This is a genomic window from Vibrio sp. 2017_1457_13 (genome assembly GCF_030851525.1).
Taxonomy (GTDB): domain Bacteria; phylum Pseudomonadota; class Gammaproteobacteria; order Enterobacterales; family Vibrionaceae; genus Vibrio; species Vibrio metschnikovii.
In genome coordinates this window covers 143,738-160,151 of sequence record NZ_VHTA01000005.1, presented here as the reverse complement: position 1 = coordinate 160,151, position 16,414 = coordinate 143,738, and the positions used below count along the sequence as shown (strand labels likewise).

The 16,414-nt window shown below is 41.3% G+C and carries 13 protein-coding genes; 4 read left to right on the top strand and 9 right to left on the bottom strand.

What is annotated here, in order from left to right; genetic code table 11:
- The first annotated feature begins 279 nt into the window (after positions 1 to 279).
- Positions 280 to 930, top strand: a complete 651-nt coding sequence (locus tag FKN88_RS08370) for an epoxyqueuosine reductase QueH (protein WP_154170862.1) — start codon at positions 280 to 282, stop codon at positions 928 to 930.
- 58 nt (positions 931 to 988) lie between these two features.
- Here the strand turns inward: FKN88_RS08370 and FKN88_RS08365 are convergent, their stop codons facing one another.
- The 9 genes from FKN88_RS08365 to kbaZ form a co-directional block, all read right to left on the bottom strand.
- On the bottom strand, positions 989 to 4,909 hold the full coding sequence (locus tag FKN88_RS08365; protein ID WP_373567177.1) for a discoidin domain-containing protein: 3,921 nt from the start codon (positions 4,907 to 4,909) through the stop codon (positions 989 to 991).
- Between the two features lie 309 nt (positions 4,910 to 5,218).
- Positions 5,219 to 6,073, bottom strand: a complete 855-nt coding sequence (locus FKN88_RS08360) for a tagatose bisphosphate family class II aldolase (RefSeq protein ID WP_004396899.1) — start codon at positions 6,071 to 6,073, stop codon at positions 5,219 to 5,221.
- A 111-nt stretch (positions 6,074 to 6,184) separates the two neighbouring features.
- Entirely contained in the window at positions 6,185 to 7,327 is a 1,143-nt protein-coding gene (gene nagA, locus FKN88_RS08355) for an N-acetylglucosamine-6-phosphate deacetylase (RefSeq protein WP_306687435.1), read from the bottom strand.
- Between the two features lie 36 nt (positions 7,328 to 7,363).
- Positions 7,364 to 7,798 carry a PTS galactosamine/N-acetylgalactosamine transporter subunit IIA gene (gene agaF / locus FKN88_RS08350; protein WP_154170861.1) on the bottom strand — a complete coding sequence of 145 codons (435 nt, stop codon included), beginning with the start codon at positions 7,796 to 7,798 and terminating at the stop codon, positions 7,364 to 7,366.
- A 169-nt stretch (positions 7,799 to 7,967) separates the two neighbouring features.
- Positions 7,968 to 8,825, bottom strand: coding sequence for a PTS N-acetylgalactosamine transporter subunit IID (agaE, locus tag FKN88_RS08345; RefSeq protein ID WP_154170860.1), 858 nt, complete (start codon positions 8,823 to 8,825; stop codon positions 7,968 to 7,970).
- A complete protein-coding gene (agaW, locus tag FKN88_RS08340; RefSeq protein WP_040905236.1) occupies positions 8,815 to 9,594 on the bottom strand; it encodes a PTS N-acetylgalactosamine transporter subunit IIC in 780 nt (259 codons plus the stop codon). The genes agaE and agaW overlap by 11 nt, the downstream gene beginning before the upstream one ends.
- A gap of 18 nt (positions 9,595 to 9,612) precedes the next feature.
- Positions 9,613 to 10,086 carry a PTS N-acetylgalactosamine transporter subunit IIB gene (gene agaV / locus FKN88_RS08335; RefSeq protein WP_004396894.1) on the bottom strand — a complete coding sequence of 158 codons (474 nt, stop codon included), beginning with the start codon at positions 10,084 to 10,086 and terminating at the stop codon, positions 9,613 to 9,615.
- A 13-nt stretch (positions 10,087 to 10,099) separates the two neighbouring features.
- Positions 10,100 to 11,257, bottom strand: coding sequence for an SIS domain-containing protein (locus FKN88_RS08330; protein ID WP_154170859.1), 1,158 nt, complete (start codon positions 11,255 to 11,257; stop codon positions 10,100 to 10,102).
- Positions 11,258 to 11,269: 12 nt separating this feature from the next.
- Positions 11,270 to 12,550 (bottom strand): tagatose-bisphosphate aldolase subunit KbaZ, encoded by a 1,281-nt coding sequence (gene kbaZ, locus FKN88_RS08325; RefSeq protein WP_154170858.1) that lies wholly within the window; start codon positions 12,548 to 12,550, stop codon positions 11,270 to 11,272.
- A 244-nt stretch (positions 12,551 to 12,794) separates the two neighbouring features.
- Here kbaZ and agaR point away from each other — a divergent pair, with 244 nt between their 5' ends.
- The 3 genes from agaR to FKN88_RS08310 all read left to right on the top strand — a co-directional run bounded on the left by agaR (position 12,795) and on the right by FKN88_RS08310 (position 16,403).
- A complete protein-coding gene (agaR, locus tag FKN88_RS08320; protein WP_004396891.1) occupies positions 12,795 to 13,571 on the top strand; it encodes a transcriptional repressor AgaR in 777 nt (258 codons plus the stop codon).
- 420 nt (positions 13,572 to 13,991) lie between these two features.
- Positions 13,992 to 14,594: a Fic family protein gene (locus FKN88_RS08315; RefSeq protein WP_154170857.1), complete on the top strand. Its 603-nt coding sequence runs from the start codon at positions 13,992 to 13,994 to the stop codon at positions 14,592 to 14,594.
- Between the two features lie 348 nt (positions 14,595 to 14,942).
- On the top strand, positions 14,943 to 16,403 hold the full coding sequence (locus FKN88_RS08310) for a sensor domain-containing diguanylate cyclase (RefSeq protein ID WP_154170855.1): 1,461 nt from the start codon (positions 14,943 to 14,945) through the stop codon (positions 16,401 to 16,403).
- Positions 16,404 to 16,414: the final 11 nt, after the last annotated feature.

Here is a 16,414-nt window from a genome sequence, read left to right as displayed (position 1 = left end):
AATTTCCATAAAAAAACAACCATAAGCATGATAAATGAATAAAATAAAAACCAATAAAAACAGCATGATAATGTTAAATAAAAACAATTATCACTACTTGGATTCGCATTTGATTAAAAATTGAATATAAACATAAAGTATCGTTATATTTAAACAGCAAAAATCAAAAAAGATCCCGATTTCATCCACTTTTTAGACTTATCATTAATCGCTAGAAAACTGGCTGCATATTGGTACAATACGTTAACATTATTTATTCACCATCATGTCTTTAGGCTTATGTCCACTTTACAAACTATCGTTCTCGAAACCCCCAATGTATCCAATAAAGTCCTGCTTCATTCTTGCTGCGCCCCTTGCGCTGGTGATGTGATGGAGCGAATAGTTAACGCGGGGATTGAACTCACGGTCTTTTTCTATAACCCGAATATCCATCCAGAAAAAGAGTATTTGATCCGTAAAGAAGAGAACATTCGTTTTGCTGAAAAACTGGGTATTCCGTTTATAGACGCAGATTATGACGCGCCAAACTGGTTTGAACGGGTAAAAGGAATGGAATGGGAGCCAGAGCGCGGTATTCGCTGCACTGAGTGCTTTGACATGCGTTTTGAACGCACGGCGTTGTACGCCCATGAAAATGGGTTTGACACTTTCACCAGTTGCTTAGGGATCTCGCGTTGGAAAAATATGCAACAAATTAATGATTGTGGTCAACGCGCTGCAGCACGTTACCCAAACCTGACTTACTGGACTTTTAACTGGCGCAAACAAGGTGGAGCGAGTCGCATGGTTGAACTGGCCAAGCGAGAACGTTTTTACCAACAAGAGTACTGCGGCTGTATCTATTCACTGCGTGATACCAACCGCTGGCGAGTGGCCAATGATAGATCACGAATTCAAATTGGTGTGCAGTATTATACTGATGAGTAAAATAAAAGCGAAAATCCCCTACTTAGGCAAGTAGGGGTTAGGTTTAACATAAAAACTACTATTTCGGGTCACAAAAACTAAACTTGGAGCGATAGTAACGAACTAAACCAACAAGGAATAATTGCCATAAATAGAACAGCCCCATACTTCCCCCTGAACTTGATGATAACTCCGGTTCGATAGGGTTCTTGTTCTTCACTTTCTGAGCAAATACATCAAACTCAGCAGCCGAGACGAAGTCACCCACACCGGATAACGCCTCAAATTTCAGGTATTTCGCTTGATACGGTGAAAATTCTAATTTTTGCACGCCATCACGATGCTCAAAAGTTCCTACCGAAACTTCTATGAAGTTCTGACCATCTTCAGACAAAGAGAGACGATAATCACCGATTGCTCCGTTCCCTGCACCGGGTCGTGCAACATAACTAAACCCACTAACCATAAAGTCAGCACTCAAATCGATCACAAAATGTTGCGGCGCTTTTTCAGAATCGTGTTCAGGGAACCATGGTGAATGATAAATACTATTCAGATCACCATCGAAAGCTTTTTCGATTTCAGAACCAGATTGCGCTTTGGGTTTTTCAATAAAGCGAATCGCCGTCCGATCAAACTCATTAAAGGTTGCTGTTTCTGGGCCGGTTAATTTTAAATTAGCCCAGTTGACACAATCCCCCGTCACGTCGTTATCGATATCATCAGTACGCAATATAATGTGTTTGATGTTGTATAAATCCAAATCCGGTTTCACTACAGCAGGACCTTCTAGATCATATTCCCATACTTTTACACCGTCGGCATAAACGCTCGCTTTAACTTTGTTGCCTTCAATTTTACAACTGTCATCGATGCCGACATCCGCTGTTAAGCGCGTCCAAGTTCCATCAAGGCTAAAACTGACGTTTGCTGGTGCTTGCATTCCAATACCGGACTGAAAATTCAATCCATTCATCTGCATTTCACTACCCGTTACCGACGAACCCACTTTTACCTCTCCTTCGATCGTGAGATGATCTTCGGTTAATTCGATCGTTTTGGTTGGCGTGCGCTTTTTCGTTGCAATAATGTCAAACTCTCTCGCACTGACAAAGCCACCAGACGCGGCAACCGCTTCAAAACGTAAATAACTCGCTTCAGTTTCTGAAAAATCCGCTATTTTTAACGCCTCTGTTTGTGGCCAAGTTCCTTCTGCAACGGGCTCTCCCCAGTTACCATTAGTCGTCGATAGATAAAGACGATATTGAGTAATAGTTCCGTTACCGGCCATTTCATCGGGTAAATAGGTAAAACCAGAAACGTTAAATGTGCCACCTAATTGCACAATAAAATCCATCGGAGTTTGTTCGGATGGTTCTGTCGGCTCCCATGGTGAATGGTATAAGCTTGCCACATCACCATCTAATGCATTCACAAAAGGTGTTCCAGGTTCAGCTGGCATTGGTTTAACAATTTTGAGCAAGCTTTTATCAAATTCCGTATGATAGTTGGGCTGTGGATATGGTAGCGTTTCTGGCCATATTGCCGCTTCATCAATATCAATCATGACTTGCTGCTGCTCATATACGGACTGTTTAGGAAGCTTAATATGTACTACACCATTTTTGTCAGATGAGTCAAAGAACCATCCTTCATCCGCTTGTGCAAAGTCATTTTGAGTCTGATGTTGATTCAACACGAGGTTATTATGTTTAACTAACTGCGGAGCAATCAATGAACTCACTTGAATGTGATAACTGCGCTGATTAATTTGCCCATCATAAGCATGATGTATAACAGCTGGCTCAATCGTGATAGTAATATTACCCGGAGTACCTATATGCGGAGCTTGTACATGGATCTGTGTTTCTGCGTAAGCATTCTGCTCTCGGTAGGCACGGGTTTCACCATCATCTTCATAAAGAGTAAAGTGGCTTTCACCGTGCGGAAAAACCTGCATGATCACATGTGATTGATCTTGTAGTGCATCAGAACGCGCCCCTTGATACATCGGGATAATCGCACCAGCTCGAACTAACACGGGGATTCGATCAATCGTAACGGGATAGTATTCCAACACTTTTCCCCCATCCGGCACAGAGGTACGAGTCCCGTCCCAAAAGTCTATCCATTCGCCTGTGGGTAAATAGAGTTGTTTATACCAACCATTGTTTTTTGCCATTGGCTCGTACACCGGAGCAACCAATAAAGACTCACCGTACATGTATTGATATTTAAACTCTTCACTTTTCAAACGCGCGTCATCAGGAAACTCCCAAGTCATGGCTCGAACGAGTGGCGATCCCGATTGATCGGCTTGATAAGCGTAATGATACATATAAGGCATAAGGGCAGACTTCAACATCAAATAATCCCGATTGATATCCCGATACAATTTGCCATTAAAATCACCATCATGCCACCAAGCATGCTTACGCTCCCCACGATCCCAACCTGACATAGAAATTAATACTGGTGTGAACGTTTTAAATTGGAGATCACGAGTAAAAGTTTCGGCACCCGAACCAAAAATACCATTAACATCTGAAGAGGCATAAGCTTGTCCCGATAATCCAGAACCGATAAATGTTGGAATATGCCAGCGTATATAATCCCAACTTGCCGCTTGATCGCCTGTCCAAGTCACACTGTAGCGCTGTGTTCCTGCCCATCCCATGACGGTCCAAATCATGCCTCGCGTTGTTGAGTTTTCCATCAATCCTATATGAGCATCATTATTCGCTGCCAATGAATAAAGTTTTCCTGGGCCTGTCCAAGCTACATCCAATTTATACACTTTTACGCCATCACTGACTTCTTGACGAATTTGATCCAGTGATTTTTGTGTCCACAACCCCGTTTGAATTCCTAGCTTATCTAGCTCACTCACCGTACCCGCCAGATCAGAATATCCACACCCATAACCATCATTCGGTAAAATCCAACCCACTGGCATGTCGTGATTTTTATAAGGTATTGCGACTTGATCCACCACATCTCTTGTATTTCCTGGCGAATCAGGCCAACCAGAAGGATAAGCACCATTTTTATTTTGATAGCAGTCAGCATCACCTAAATAATAAGCCCAGCGAGCCATCAAATGTGGACGTCCAGTTAATTTTGTATAGTGATCAACTATTTCGTGGAGCGTCTCCCCAACAAAATAATAGGCATCAAAACGGTTTTCATTATAAGAAGATACCGCTTGATCAATACTGCGGAAATCATGCGCACCATTTCGCCAAGTATGGCGTAACACGCCATATCCTTTATCTGAGAAGTAAAAAGGAGCAGGACTCGGGCGATCAAATTCTTCCCAGCCGCCAGAATACGACGCTTTGAGAATTTTACCATTAAATTCAAACTCTCCATTTTGCTGCCCTCCACCGTAGAAATGTTCATCCTTACTACTGGATAACGTTTGTACCGTTTTTAGATTGCTGTTATAAAATTTGAGTTCACTTTGGTCAAAACCATCCACCGAGGCACCTAGGTCTATCGGCTGCAATTCTCTCCATAGCGGTGTCATATTATCGGATTTATATAAAGCAAAAGTTAACGGTGCATGGTAAACACGTAGTGCAAGGGCGTCGGTTGTAATGAGATGATATTCACCTTGTTGTGAAACATTGATCGCGACATGACCTTGTTGATCATTAATAACAATGTTGGGCAGCGCCTCTGCATTAAAATCACTGTTATCACATTTAAAATTAGCACACTGATCGTTGACTGCATCCGTTTTAACATCGGTAAAAATGTCGTTATGGCTGGCTTGTAAACGAAACACGTGACTATTAATAAAATCAATTTTTACATTTTTATTATCAATGGTATGCAAAAAAACAGATTGCCCATTCTGCATGATGCTATCTAGATTAAGATTACTGAGTGGTGCGGCCAAAACATTAACCGACCACGATGTATATATCGCTGCTGTTAATAATATTGGCATCACTTTCAGACGAAAAGCCAAAGGCTTCATTTCATTTCCTTTCATATTAAAACCTTATTTTTATGGATTAAACCTTTATATTACAGATAAAGAAAATAAAACGAATGATTTAAGTCACAAATAAAAATATAACGAAATAAAAAAAGAAACCAATTGAAAAGTCTGAACCGATTTAAAGTTTTTATTGCAAAGGAAATATAATTTTCATTATTTAATTTCTATTCAAAATAAAAAACCACCTATAAAATAGGTGGTAAACATTGCGAACAATGAAACGCTTTATCCAGTCTTGGTAAACATAGGGGGGAGACCTGAACTAAAGACAAAGCAAAAAATAATTATTATAAAATCAAGTTAAATTCTATTTGCGCTGCCACAAACGTTAATTTTACTAATGACCACCTCTTTCATTGCCTGCATGCCTGGAACTAAATATTGTCGAGGATCATTCGCATCAGGATGGCTAGACAAATACCCTTTCATTGCATCTGAAAAAGCAATTTTCAATTCAGTCGCCACATTAACTTTACAAATACCTAATGCAATACAATGACGTACATCTTCATCAGAAATACCCGATGCGCCATGCAAAACAAGAGGAATATCAACACACTGACGAATCGCCGCTAATCTTTCAAAATCCAATTTAGGCTCTGATTTATATAAACCATGAGCCGTACCAATAGCAACTGCAAGAGAATCTATCCCCGTACGCAAAACAAACTCCTTCGCTGAGCTTGGATCGGTTAATTGTGCATTGGCTTCATCAACAATAAGATCGTCTTCCTGCCCCCCAAGCAGTCCCAGCTCTGCCTCAACAGAGACGCCATGACGATGACACATATCAACAACAGCTTTAACGGTTTTAATATTCTCATCAAAAGGGGAATGAGAGGCATCAATCATAGCCGAACGAATCCCAGCATGAATTTTTTCTTCTATATCAGTAATACTTTCATGGTGATCTAGATGTAATACCAGTGGTAATTTATGCTTTTTAGCGGCAGCTTTACAAATAGAAACCAAGTAATCAACACCGGCATGTTTATAAGTCCCCGGCGTCCCTGCCAAAATAACAGGGGAACGCATTTCAGCAGCGGTTTCAACAATCACTTGTATCGTTTCTAAATTATGAATATTAAATGCAGGGACCGCATAGTTGTTTCTCTGAGCGTCTTTTAGCATTTCATGTGAAGATATTAGATACATAAGGTCTCCTATGGCGTATAAAAACGCCACTCAAATAATATATTATTTATGGTTAATTAAGGATTATTTAAATGATCATCTAAATCATTAATATTTTTACTCTGTGATTTTTTATTTAAAGCACCATACTTTATTCCCATTCACCCAGGTTTCTTTTAATTCAAACGCTGGGTTAACAAATAAAAAATTGGCTTTTTTACCGATGGCGATTGAACCATATGTATGTTCGATACCTAGTAAACGAGCCGGGAATAAACTGGCTGATTCAATCGCGTATTTTAGTTCTACACCCACCATGGTTGATAAATTCTTCACCCCTTGGAATAATGCTAAAGTACTCCCCGCTAACCCCCCTTCTTGAGTTGTCACAATGCCACTTTGCATACGGACCAAATTACCGCCCAAGAAATACTCACCATCAGGTTGACCAGTCGCACACATAGCGTCACTGATCAGCACTAAACGTTCTGCGGCACAACTGACACAAATTTTCATTGCCGCTGGATGAACATGATGACCATCCGCAATCAACTCAATATAAGCTCGAGAGTCACTTAATCCAGCCCCCACCACACCAGGTTCCCGATGATGAAGACCACTCATCCCATTGTAGCAATGGACAACCCCATCTGCACCAGCCTCAAATGCCGACTGTGCTTGGGCGTAACTCGCATTGGTATGCGCCAACATCACGTTGACTCCTCGCCGCTTCAAATGACGAATGGCGTAGCATGCCTGATTTTTTTCTGGCGCTAACGCGACGGCTTTTAATGTATCTCGGCTCACCGCGATCAGATGATCCAATTCCTGTGTGTCTAGCTCACGAAATAAACTCGAATCATGAGCACCTTTATGCCTCTCGGTAAAATAGGGACCCTCTAAGTAACTGCCTAAAATCGTCGCCCCAGGAACACCTTGCACCATGGCTTCAGCCACATTAATCAAAGCGCGTTCAATATGTGGTAGCTGATCGGTAACCGTGGTTGCGAGAAAAGCACCGACGCCTTGACTGGCTAAGTGTTGTGATAATTTCGTTAATGATTCGAGCGTACCGTCCATCACATCGACACCAGCGCCACCATGCACGTGTGAGTCTATCAATGCTGGTAACATCACATCCGCTTGCACCATGGTGGATATATCGTCTTCGGGTTGCTTAGGCCGAATTTGTGTAAAACACTCATCTTCGATAGTAATAATGTAATCTTGCTGCCATCCTTGTTCGGTAAGAATCTGTTTTACATAAATTTTCACTTTATTCACTCCTCGACATATCACAAAAGCATTTGGTTAAATGCCTTCACATGCCATTTCGGTCTGTGATTGTTTGGCTAACTCATCAAATAAACATGTCATTCCACGGTGGCCACATAACAAGGCCTGTTCTCTAAACTCGGTAATATTGAGTTCGTCACGCTCCAACATCATCTCCAAAATTAATTGCAGGTTAGCCCCAGTAATGACTTCTATATTACCGTGTTCTAAAGCAAGGGTTGACGCGATACGAAAGGGACTACCACCCAATAAGTCGGTGATAAATACCAGCCCATCTTGTGTACCAACGTTCTCCATTGCGGTTCGAAATTGTTCTTGCAGTTGTTGGGTCGTCGATTCCGGAGGGAAGTCAATCGCTACACATTGCTCTTGTGCCCCAATCACTTGGTGCATAGCCTTTTCCATGCCTGAAGCAAACGCGCCATGGCCAGAAATAATCACACTCAACATCTTCTTTTCCTCTTCTATTGGAGAGGGGGGATCCAGCTGACTAAAAGCATGAGCGAGGTCATGTATTATCCAACGCTCATAGCAATGCTAAGTAGATTGGCAGGAATGTTTATCCCTTTGGGCATTCACGCCCCCCTCTGATTGTTCATCTTCTATCTCGGTTAAAATGTTATAAGAAACCGATAAAACGACCCACAACCGCCATCACAACCGTGACCACAATCAGTTTAATTGGGCTCCAACCACGTTTAACCAAGGCATACATCAACAAGGTATACACTAATGGAAGGAATGCAGGCATCAGCTTATCAATTACATCCGCTTGCAACTTAACCACCGCATCACCAGCATTAATTTCTAGCGTAGTGGAGAGGCGTACATACGTCGCGACCAGTGCACCAATCACCGTCATCCCAACAATGGAGGCCGCATGACCTACTTTTTTGGTATTGGCTTTAATCATCGGTATCGCTGCTACGCCCATTCGGTAAGCGTAATGTGCTAAACCAAATCGAAGGCCAAAATGAACCACGTTAAATAAACAGAAGAAAACGACCGCCCCAAGAATCGAGCCTTGTAATGCGAGATCGGCACCAATCCCGCCACAAATCGGCAGCAAAGTGAGCCAGAACATGGCATCGCCAATTCCTCCCATGGGAGCACCAACCGCGATCTTAGTACTTTGGATACTATTCACATTCTGTTTTGAACGCTCCATCGCCAAAATAATGCCCATTACAAACGTGACTAAGAATGGGTGTGTATTAAAAAAGCCCATATGCCCACGCATTGACTTGGATAGATCATTTTTGTTGGTATGAATTTTTTCTAGTGCCGGTAATAGCCCATATAACCATCCTGCGGCTTGCATACGCTCAAAGTTAAATGAGGCTTGTAATAGTAGTGAACGCCATGCCATTCGGTTAATGTCTGATTTGGTTAACTCAGTACCAATCGATTTATCACTATATTCATCTTGTGGGACGTCAGGTGCTTGGTTGACATCGATATTGTGATTAGATTCCATCTTCAAATTCCTCTTGTTTAGTCGCAACAACAGTGGTGTCTGTTCCTTTTTTCATAAAATCAATCAATGCCATCGCCAGTGCTGCAGCGGCAATCGCTAACACAGGAAGTTCAAGCCAAGCTGCCGCGACGAATCCAAGAATAAAATAAGGAATGTAGGCATTTTTCATCATGATTTTCATCAGGACCGCAAAACCAATAGCTGGCATGATGCCACCCGCAACCCCTAAACCATCGATCAAGGTTTTAGGTAGCGCTTCAACAGCAACCTTGGCGTGTTCTGCACCCAAATAGATTGGAAGAAAAGCCCATAAGAAATAAAACGTACCCAATACCAGTAGCGCAAAATAGTTGACGCGTTCAATGCCTTTAGTGTCGGCGTTATCTGCCATTTGGTCACATTTAGACATCATTGGTGCCATCACAGAGAATAAGAAAGTAATCCCCATTTGTACTGCAACCGCAAAGGGTACCGCGACCCCAACAGCGACATCAGCAGGCACGCCAGAACTGATGGCAAACGTCGTCCCAACAATAGTCCCAATAATAACATTGGGTGGCTGAGCACCCGCTAATGGGGCTAATCCCATCCAAACTAGCTCTAATGTTCCGCCCACTAATATCCCCGTAGGTAAATCACCCAAAATCAAGCCGACTAAAGGGCCTAATACCACGGGGCGATGAAAGTGAGTTAAACCGTTGAAGAGATCTAATCCAGCGAAAAATGCGAGTATTCCCAGCATCAACGCTTGCATGAATCCTATTTCCATCTTTCAGTTCCTTTATAATTAAAGTAATTCAAAAATATCCGTAGCAGATTCGGTAGGGACTCCCTGCACACGGCATTTCACGTTATGTTTTTTTAATTGTTGAAAGCTTTCAATATCTTGTGCATTCACGGAAACGGTTTTATGAATTTGTTTTTTTCCATCCACATAATGCATATTACCAATATTAATTTCTTGGATTGGAACTCCCCCTTCGACTATTTTTAAAAAATCAGACGGTGTTTTTGCCACCAACAAAATTTTCTGGCGCTCAGAGGCTTTGTGAATATTATCGATGACTTTTTGTATGCTCCAGAAACGGATCGCAATCCCTTCAGCGATCACCATTTCCATCAAACTTTGTTGGATGCTGTCCTCGGCAACTTCGTCATTAGCAACAACAATAATATTGGCGTCGACAAACCCAACCCATTGCACACCCACTTGACCGTGAACCAAACGCTCATCAATACGACTTAATACGATATTTGGCATTATCTATTCCTTTCTAACGATTAAATGGATAAATAGTGACACCTTGTACAACGCGATTTACTTCACCACTAGGACAAGGATTATCTGGACCAATTTCGAGATCAAACGAGCGAGTAAACGCATAAATCTGTGCAAATAGTAAAAATGGAAAAACCAGTGCCGCATCATCTGCACCCACAAAATCTGGAATTTGAAAATAATCGCCTTCCGCAATCATGGCATCGACTTCCGTTGTTAACGCCACCACTTTCAAGGCTTTATTTTCCGCTCGTAACTCCCTCAAGAGATCCCGGTCATACTGGCGGGTATAAGGATCATTCGAAATAAAAATAAAAATCAGACTAGCATCATCGACAACCGACTTAGGACCATGACGAAAACCAACAGGGGAATCGAACGTGACGGAGAGCTTACCCGCCGTTAACTCAAGCAACTTTAATGCAGCTTCTTGTGCGACCCCTTGTAGGCTACCACTCCCCAAATAAATCACTTTGTTTGCATGTAAACTAGCTAAGGAAATAATGCTTTCTAATTGAGAGTTAAGAATGGTACGACACGCCTGTTCTATCGAGTGAAATCGTTCACTATCAAATTGCTGAGGTAATAACGTGAATAGACAAGCGAGCATCATGCTCGTTAAGCTACTGGTCATAGCAAAGCCTAAGTCATTCGTTTCTGGTGGCATTAATAATGCTAGACTCCTTGAATCACCCATGGCTCGTAAATACAGATTGCCTTGATCATTACACGTAATCACCAAGTGATAACAGTTATCAAGGACTTGGCTGGCAAGTTCAACTGCAGCAACGCTTTCTGGGCTATTACCAGAGCGAGCAAAAGAAACGAGTAAGGTTGGACAATTTTCAGCGAAATACTCATCGGGATCGGCAACAATATCAGTCGTTGCTATCGCATCAATTCGACGCTTTAATTTTCCAGATAGATAAGGGGCAAGTGCTCGTCCAGCAAACGCAGAACTCCCAGCTCCCGTTAAAACAATGCGTCCATTGGGATAAGAAAAGAATGAGTTCATAAAATCATGAATAATGGCTTGCTGAGATATCAACTTTTGCAAAGTTCTTTGCCAGACATCTGGTTGCTGAGTAATTTCTTTAGCCGTGGCTAGTCCATTTTTAGTCGCTAGCTGTTGTTGAGAAATATTTAAATACATAAGGTTAACCTTCTATTTATCACGGCAAGCAGCAGCGTATAACGCAACCACTTCACCAATTTTATTAAGAATGATTGTCTTGGGCTCAGGAGTGAGCCTACCTTCACGGATGGCTTGAAACTGAAGGGGGAGATATTGGCTGATTAACGGCAGAGGAATAGGATGATCTTGTAAATTTTGTAATAGCACAGCTAAGCCGTCATTGACCTTTTGATCAGGCCAATAGTAGCGAATACGATCAGAAAAACTAAAGCTGCGAGCTAAACGCTGGGTTTCGCTGTCTCCTTCGTAATACCCCTGCCAATACTTAGGTTCAGCATGCATTGCACCTTCAAGCACTTGCCGCAATCCAGAGCAATGCCTTGCTGGAATCAATTCTTCTTCAATACATGAGAGGGAAAATAGCGCTTCACGCAAAGCAAATGTTAAAGCTGGACCGACTTTTAAAATCGCAAAGTGATCGCGAACTAATGCTTTATAAGCCTGTGCGGTTTGATAATCCGTCGAATGAGCTTCAAACACCAAATGAGGATAACGTTCAACGACTTTACTCAGCGCCTGTGCTTTCTCTGGGCAATAATCAATAATACCTTGATGATCAAACTCAACACCTGGCTGCACAACAACACCTATAACACGTGACCAGATATCGCCTAAACCAAGGTCAGAGAATGCTGAATAATGCGTTTCTATAGTATCAATAGCGGCTTGCGGCTGAGTCACTTGTAAACAATCGAGTTCCTCTACTGCACCGCCAGGAACCGGAACCTCCGTTCCTATTACATAAACTAATGATGATTGGCCAAATAAATGACAGGCGGTTTTCTCTGCCACTAATGCTAAGCGAGCAGCACGCTTCGCAACAGTAAAATCAGTTAATGGCTTTTCATCACCGAAGCAACTCATGCTGCAATCTAGATGAATTTTTTGAAATCCCGCAGCGACATACGCTGTAATCTGCTCTTCTGCATAGTTCATTGCCGTTTCCGCATCTAGATGCTGCCAACGGTTTGGCCCTAAATGATCACCACCGAGTGTGATACGTTCTATAGGAAACTCAGCTTTGGTGGCTAATTGTTTAACCATTATTTTGAAATCTTTTGGCGTCATGCCTGTATAACCACCAAATTGATCTACTTGATTTGATGTTGCCTCTATCAATAATTCGCTATTGTCACTCTTGGCATACTGAATTGCAGCTTCGATAACCAGTGGGTGAGCTGAACAGATAGAATAAATACCAACAGATTTTCCAGATTTGTGCTTTTTAATGATTTCCACAAGAGGGTTCATTTTCCTTACCTTTCCTTTTTATTTTATGATTTAAACATAAATCAAAACGTAACGAATAAAAACAAAAGAAAACAGCAATTGATAAGTGACTCACAAAAACAAAAAGAAAGAAAACGAAAGAAATGAAGTATTGAGAGGCAACTGAAGACAAAAGAAACAAAACGAAATATGATAGTCCTTTTGATTCCTACTCATAACAACAATATTGATAAGTCGTAATTATCAGAAAATAGGGTAACTAAAAGTGAAGAATACTAGCGAAAGACGTGAACACACGATTGCACTCCTGAAGAAAAACGGAAGTGTTCAGGTTACTGATCTTTCGAAAAAATTTGGGGTTTCAACGGTCACGATTAGAAATGATCTAGCCGCTTTAGAAAAACAAGGTATCGCAACACGTGCTTATGGAGGAGCATATCTTCAAGATGGTGATATTCGTCTTCATGAGCACTCGGTTGAAGATAAAAATCAACTCAATAAAGTCTTAAAACAAAAAATTGCAGCAGCGGCAGTAACGTTAATTGAGAAGGGGGATACTTTAATACTCGATTCAGGTACGACAACTTACTATATTGCAGAAGCATTAAGAAATGCCCATGATCTAGTAGTGATGACGAATGGATTAAATATCGCCAACGCCCTTTTTTCTGCAGAAGGGGTTGAAGTCATGCTAACGGGAGGAAAACTTCGCAGAAAATCGATGTCCTTCTATGGAATAGAAGCCGATAATATTCTAGAACACTATCACTTTAATAAATTATTTCTTGGCGTTGATGGATTTAATTTAGAAAAAGGCATAACTACCTACAATGAGAATGAAGCAAGACTTAACCGTAGAATGTGCAATATTGCCGATGAAGTGATTGTTGTAACCGATTCATCTAAATTTGGCAAAGTGAGTCTACATAAAATTCTTGAAACCGCCCGAGTTGATAAAATAGTGACTGACGAAGGTATTCCTAAAGAATATCTACAGGGGCTTGAGCAACTTGGCATTACTGTCATTGTAGTGAAGCAATAGCCTTTACTATGAAGGTCTAGGGCAAAAAACTCAAAATTAGCACCAGCTCTTCTAGTGATCGAATACTATCGCTACATCAGAAAAATGACTACCTATAACAATACTGTGTTAGGTCGCTATTCACATCAATGAATTCGACCATCAGAGGAGATCAAAGCATAGCAACGGTGCGTAGTTTCAAATCTGAGAGATATAAAATTTTTTGAATTTGATCCTGATTGGCCACACCATTACACTGACAACGTGACATCATAAGGTTGAGAGAATATATGCAGAATAGTCATGCCAAAATTGATATTCCAGAGCGCTCTGTGGAACGAAAATTTGTGCCCAAGCTGAGTAATTTCAAAGTTAGCGCATCCTATGAGGGGCTAATCGCTAGTGGTAAACCCTCAACTCTAGAAGCACTAAAGCGCCAATATGCGAGATAAGTACGGCGTCAGTCGGGATCATTATTGCTATCCCGACTCGGAGACACTCGAAAATCAACTGAATATTCAAGGCAGTGATGAACTGCATGAGGCGGAAACCGCCTTTTCTGAATACCGATATATCCACTACGTCAGCCACCTTTCTACTTTAGAGCAATTCGACGTTGAACACTTTCGAACCCTACATTGGGTACTTTTTCAAGATGTCTACTCATGGGCTGGAAACTATCGCGATGTTGATATTAGCAAGGGCACGACGCGCTTTTGTAATTGTCTCTATATTGAAAGAGAGCTAAACCGCCAATTGGCACGAATTCCTCAGCTACGTAACTGTGTCGATAGAGCTGCGTTTGTGCGCCTGATTGCTGATATTTTCTGTGAAATTAATATCGTTCATCCCTTTCGCGAAGGTAATGGCAGAGCAACGCGATTTTTCTTTGAAGAGTTAGTTTTTGTAGCAGGGTATGAACTTGATTGGCCTGAAGTATCCAAAGACCACTGGCTTGAAGCCAATATTCAAGGCTATCACGGCAATTTATCGCTTCTCGAAAAACTATTTGATAGAGCGATCAGCCAAACCAAGCTCTTGTAAATTGCTTTATTCACTACCTTCATGATTCACGCAAGGTCAAGTCCTACTCATTATCCAAATGCCCCAAGTCAACTCATGCTGAATTGAATGTAATTTGTTGTCACCACCAGCACGGCAACAACAAATTACACAACGTGCACTTAGCGAGATTCTAGTGGATAAGAACGGTAGCTCCACATACCATAAGTTCTTAAAGCATCACGATTGTAATAGATTCCATCTCTTGATCCATTCTTAAAAACGAGTTTATCTTGAACCGCCCTACAAGTTGCTTTTATCAAAATAGGATATTTAGATTTTCTATACTAGGATGAAAATCATCAATGATATTTGTCTGGACTCTACGTAATGAAAGATCGCCTATTTCATTCGCTAAGCTTGGTGGTGTTTCTAGCATTCCTAGTACTCACGAGTTTTTATGCTTGGCAAGATAGTCGTAGAGTTAAACACTTTATCCAACACTATGAATTACCTTCGATAGGTATGGCATTAGCGGCAAGCGTCGATAGAACAGCTGGCGAATATCATCGAATTAGTGGTGAACTACAGCATAATAATTTTATACGTGACTGGATTCTAGCTGGCGAACAAGATATTGATATATTACGTACTTTCTTACGTGACATTAGTCTACGATTTCGTTTAGCGGATGCTAGCATAGTCAGTGATCGTTCCGAGACTTACTATTCAGATGATCAGCGAATCATAAAACTTGATCCCAATAATGTATCACGAGATGGATGGTATTATCTTTATCGTGAAACCTTACGAGATATCAATATAGATACATGGTATTACGCTGAAGAAGATAAGTTGCACATATGGGTTAATGCTCCTCTTTTTGATCATAATGGCGAATTTCTAGGCCTTACTGGTGTGGGAGTCGATACCGAAGATTTTAGTAATCTGCTGATGACTTATGGCCGCCTTAAAGGTTTTGACGTTTATCTGGCGCGATTAGATGGTCAACTGGTTTATGCAAGAAACCGACAGTTATTAGCGGAGCAGCTTAACTTAAGCGATCTGTGGGATATAGAGTTCAACTTTCTTGATAAAAATAGAGACGGCATAGCATTAAGTTTTGCTAATAGAGATGATTCAGAGGTATTACTCTGGATACGCTTTATGGATACTTGGAATACTTGGTTAGTGGTAGAAAAATCTGCCGAATCCATTCAGTCTCGCATCAATGAAAGTTTAAAAAGTAGTGCACTTCTGGGTGGCTCTCTTAGCCTATTACTATTTTTAGTGATTTTTGCTTCTATTATGCTTGCACGGCACAAAGTAGATGAGAAGACACTCCATCTTGAATATCAAGCAGGTACTGATTGCCTAACGGGGCTGTTTAATCGCGCATACCTATCAGGGCTTATTCAGTTAGAATTAACTCGATTACGTAAGGTAGAAGGTGTCTCTGCAATCTTACTCATTGATATCGATTATTTTAAAAGAATTAACGATACATACGGACACCCAATCGGTGATCAAGTACTTTGTTGCGTTGCTCATAGCTTAAATCAAAATATTCGAGAAGGTGATGCGGTCGCGCGGTTTGGTGGTGAGGAGTTTATGGTACTGCTGCCGAATATTTCATTACAAGATGCCGTAGAACATGCAGAAAAGCTGCGTTTAGCGGTTAGTGAACTGACCTTTCCATGCCTTCCACAAGAGGTGAGTATTACGGTAAGCATCGGGATTTCATTGTTAGATATAACTAAAGATAATCCAATAGAGACGGCTTATTTTGATGCGGATAGAGCATTGTATCGTGCAAAATCTTCGGGGCGCAATCGTGTAGTGTGCTCATGAACAGTCCGAGT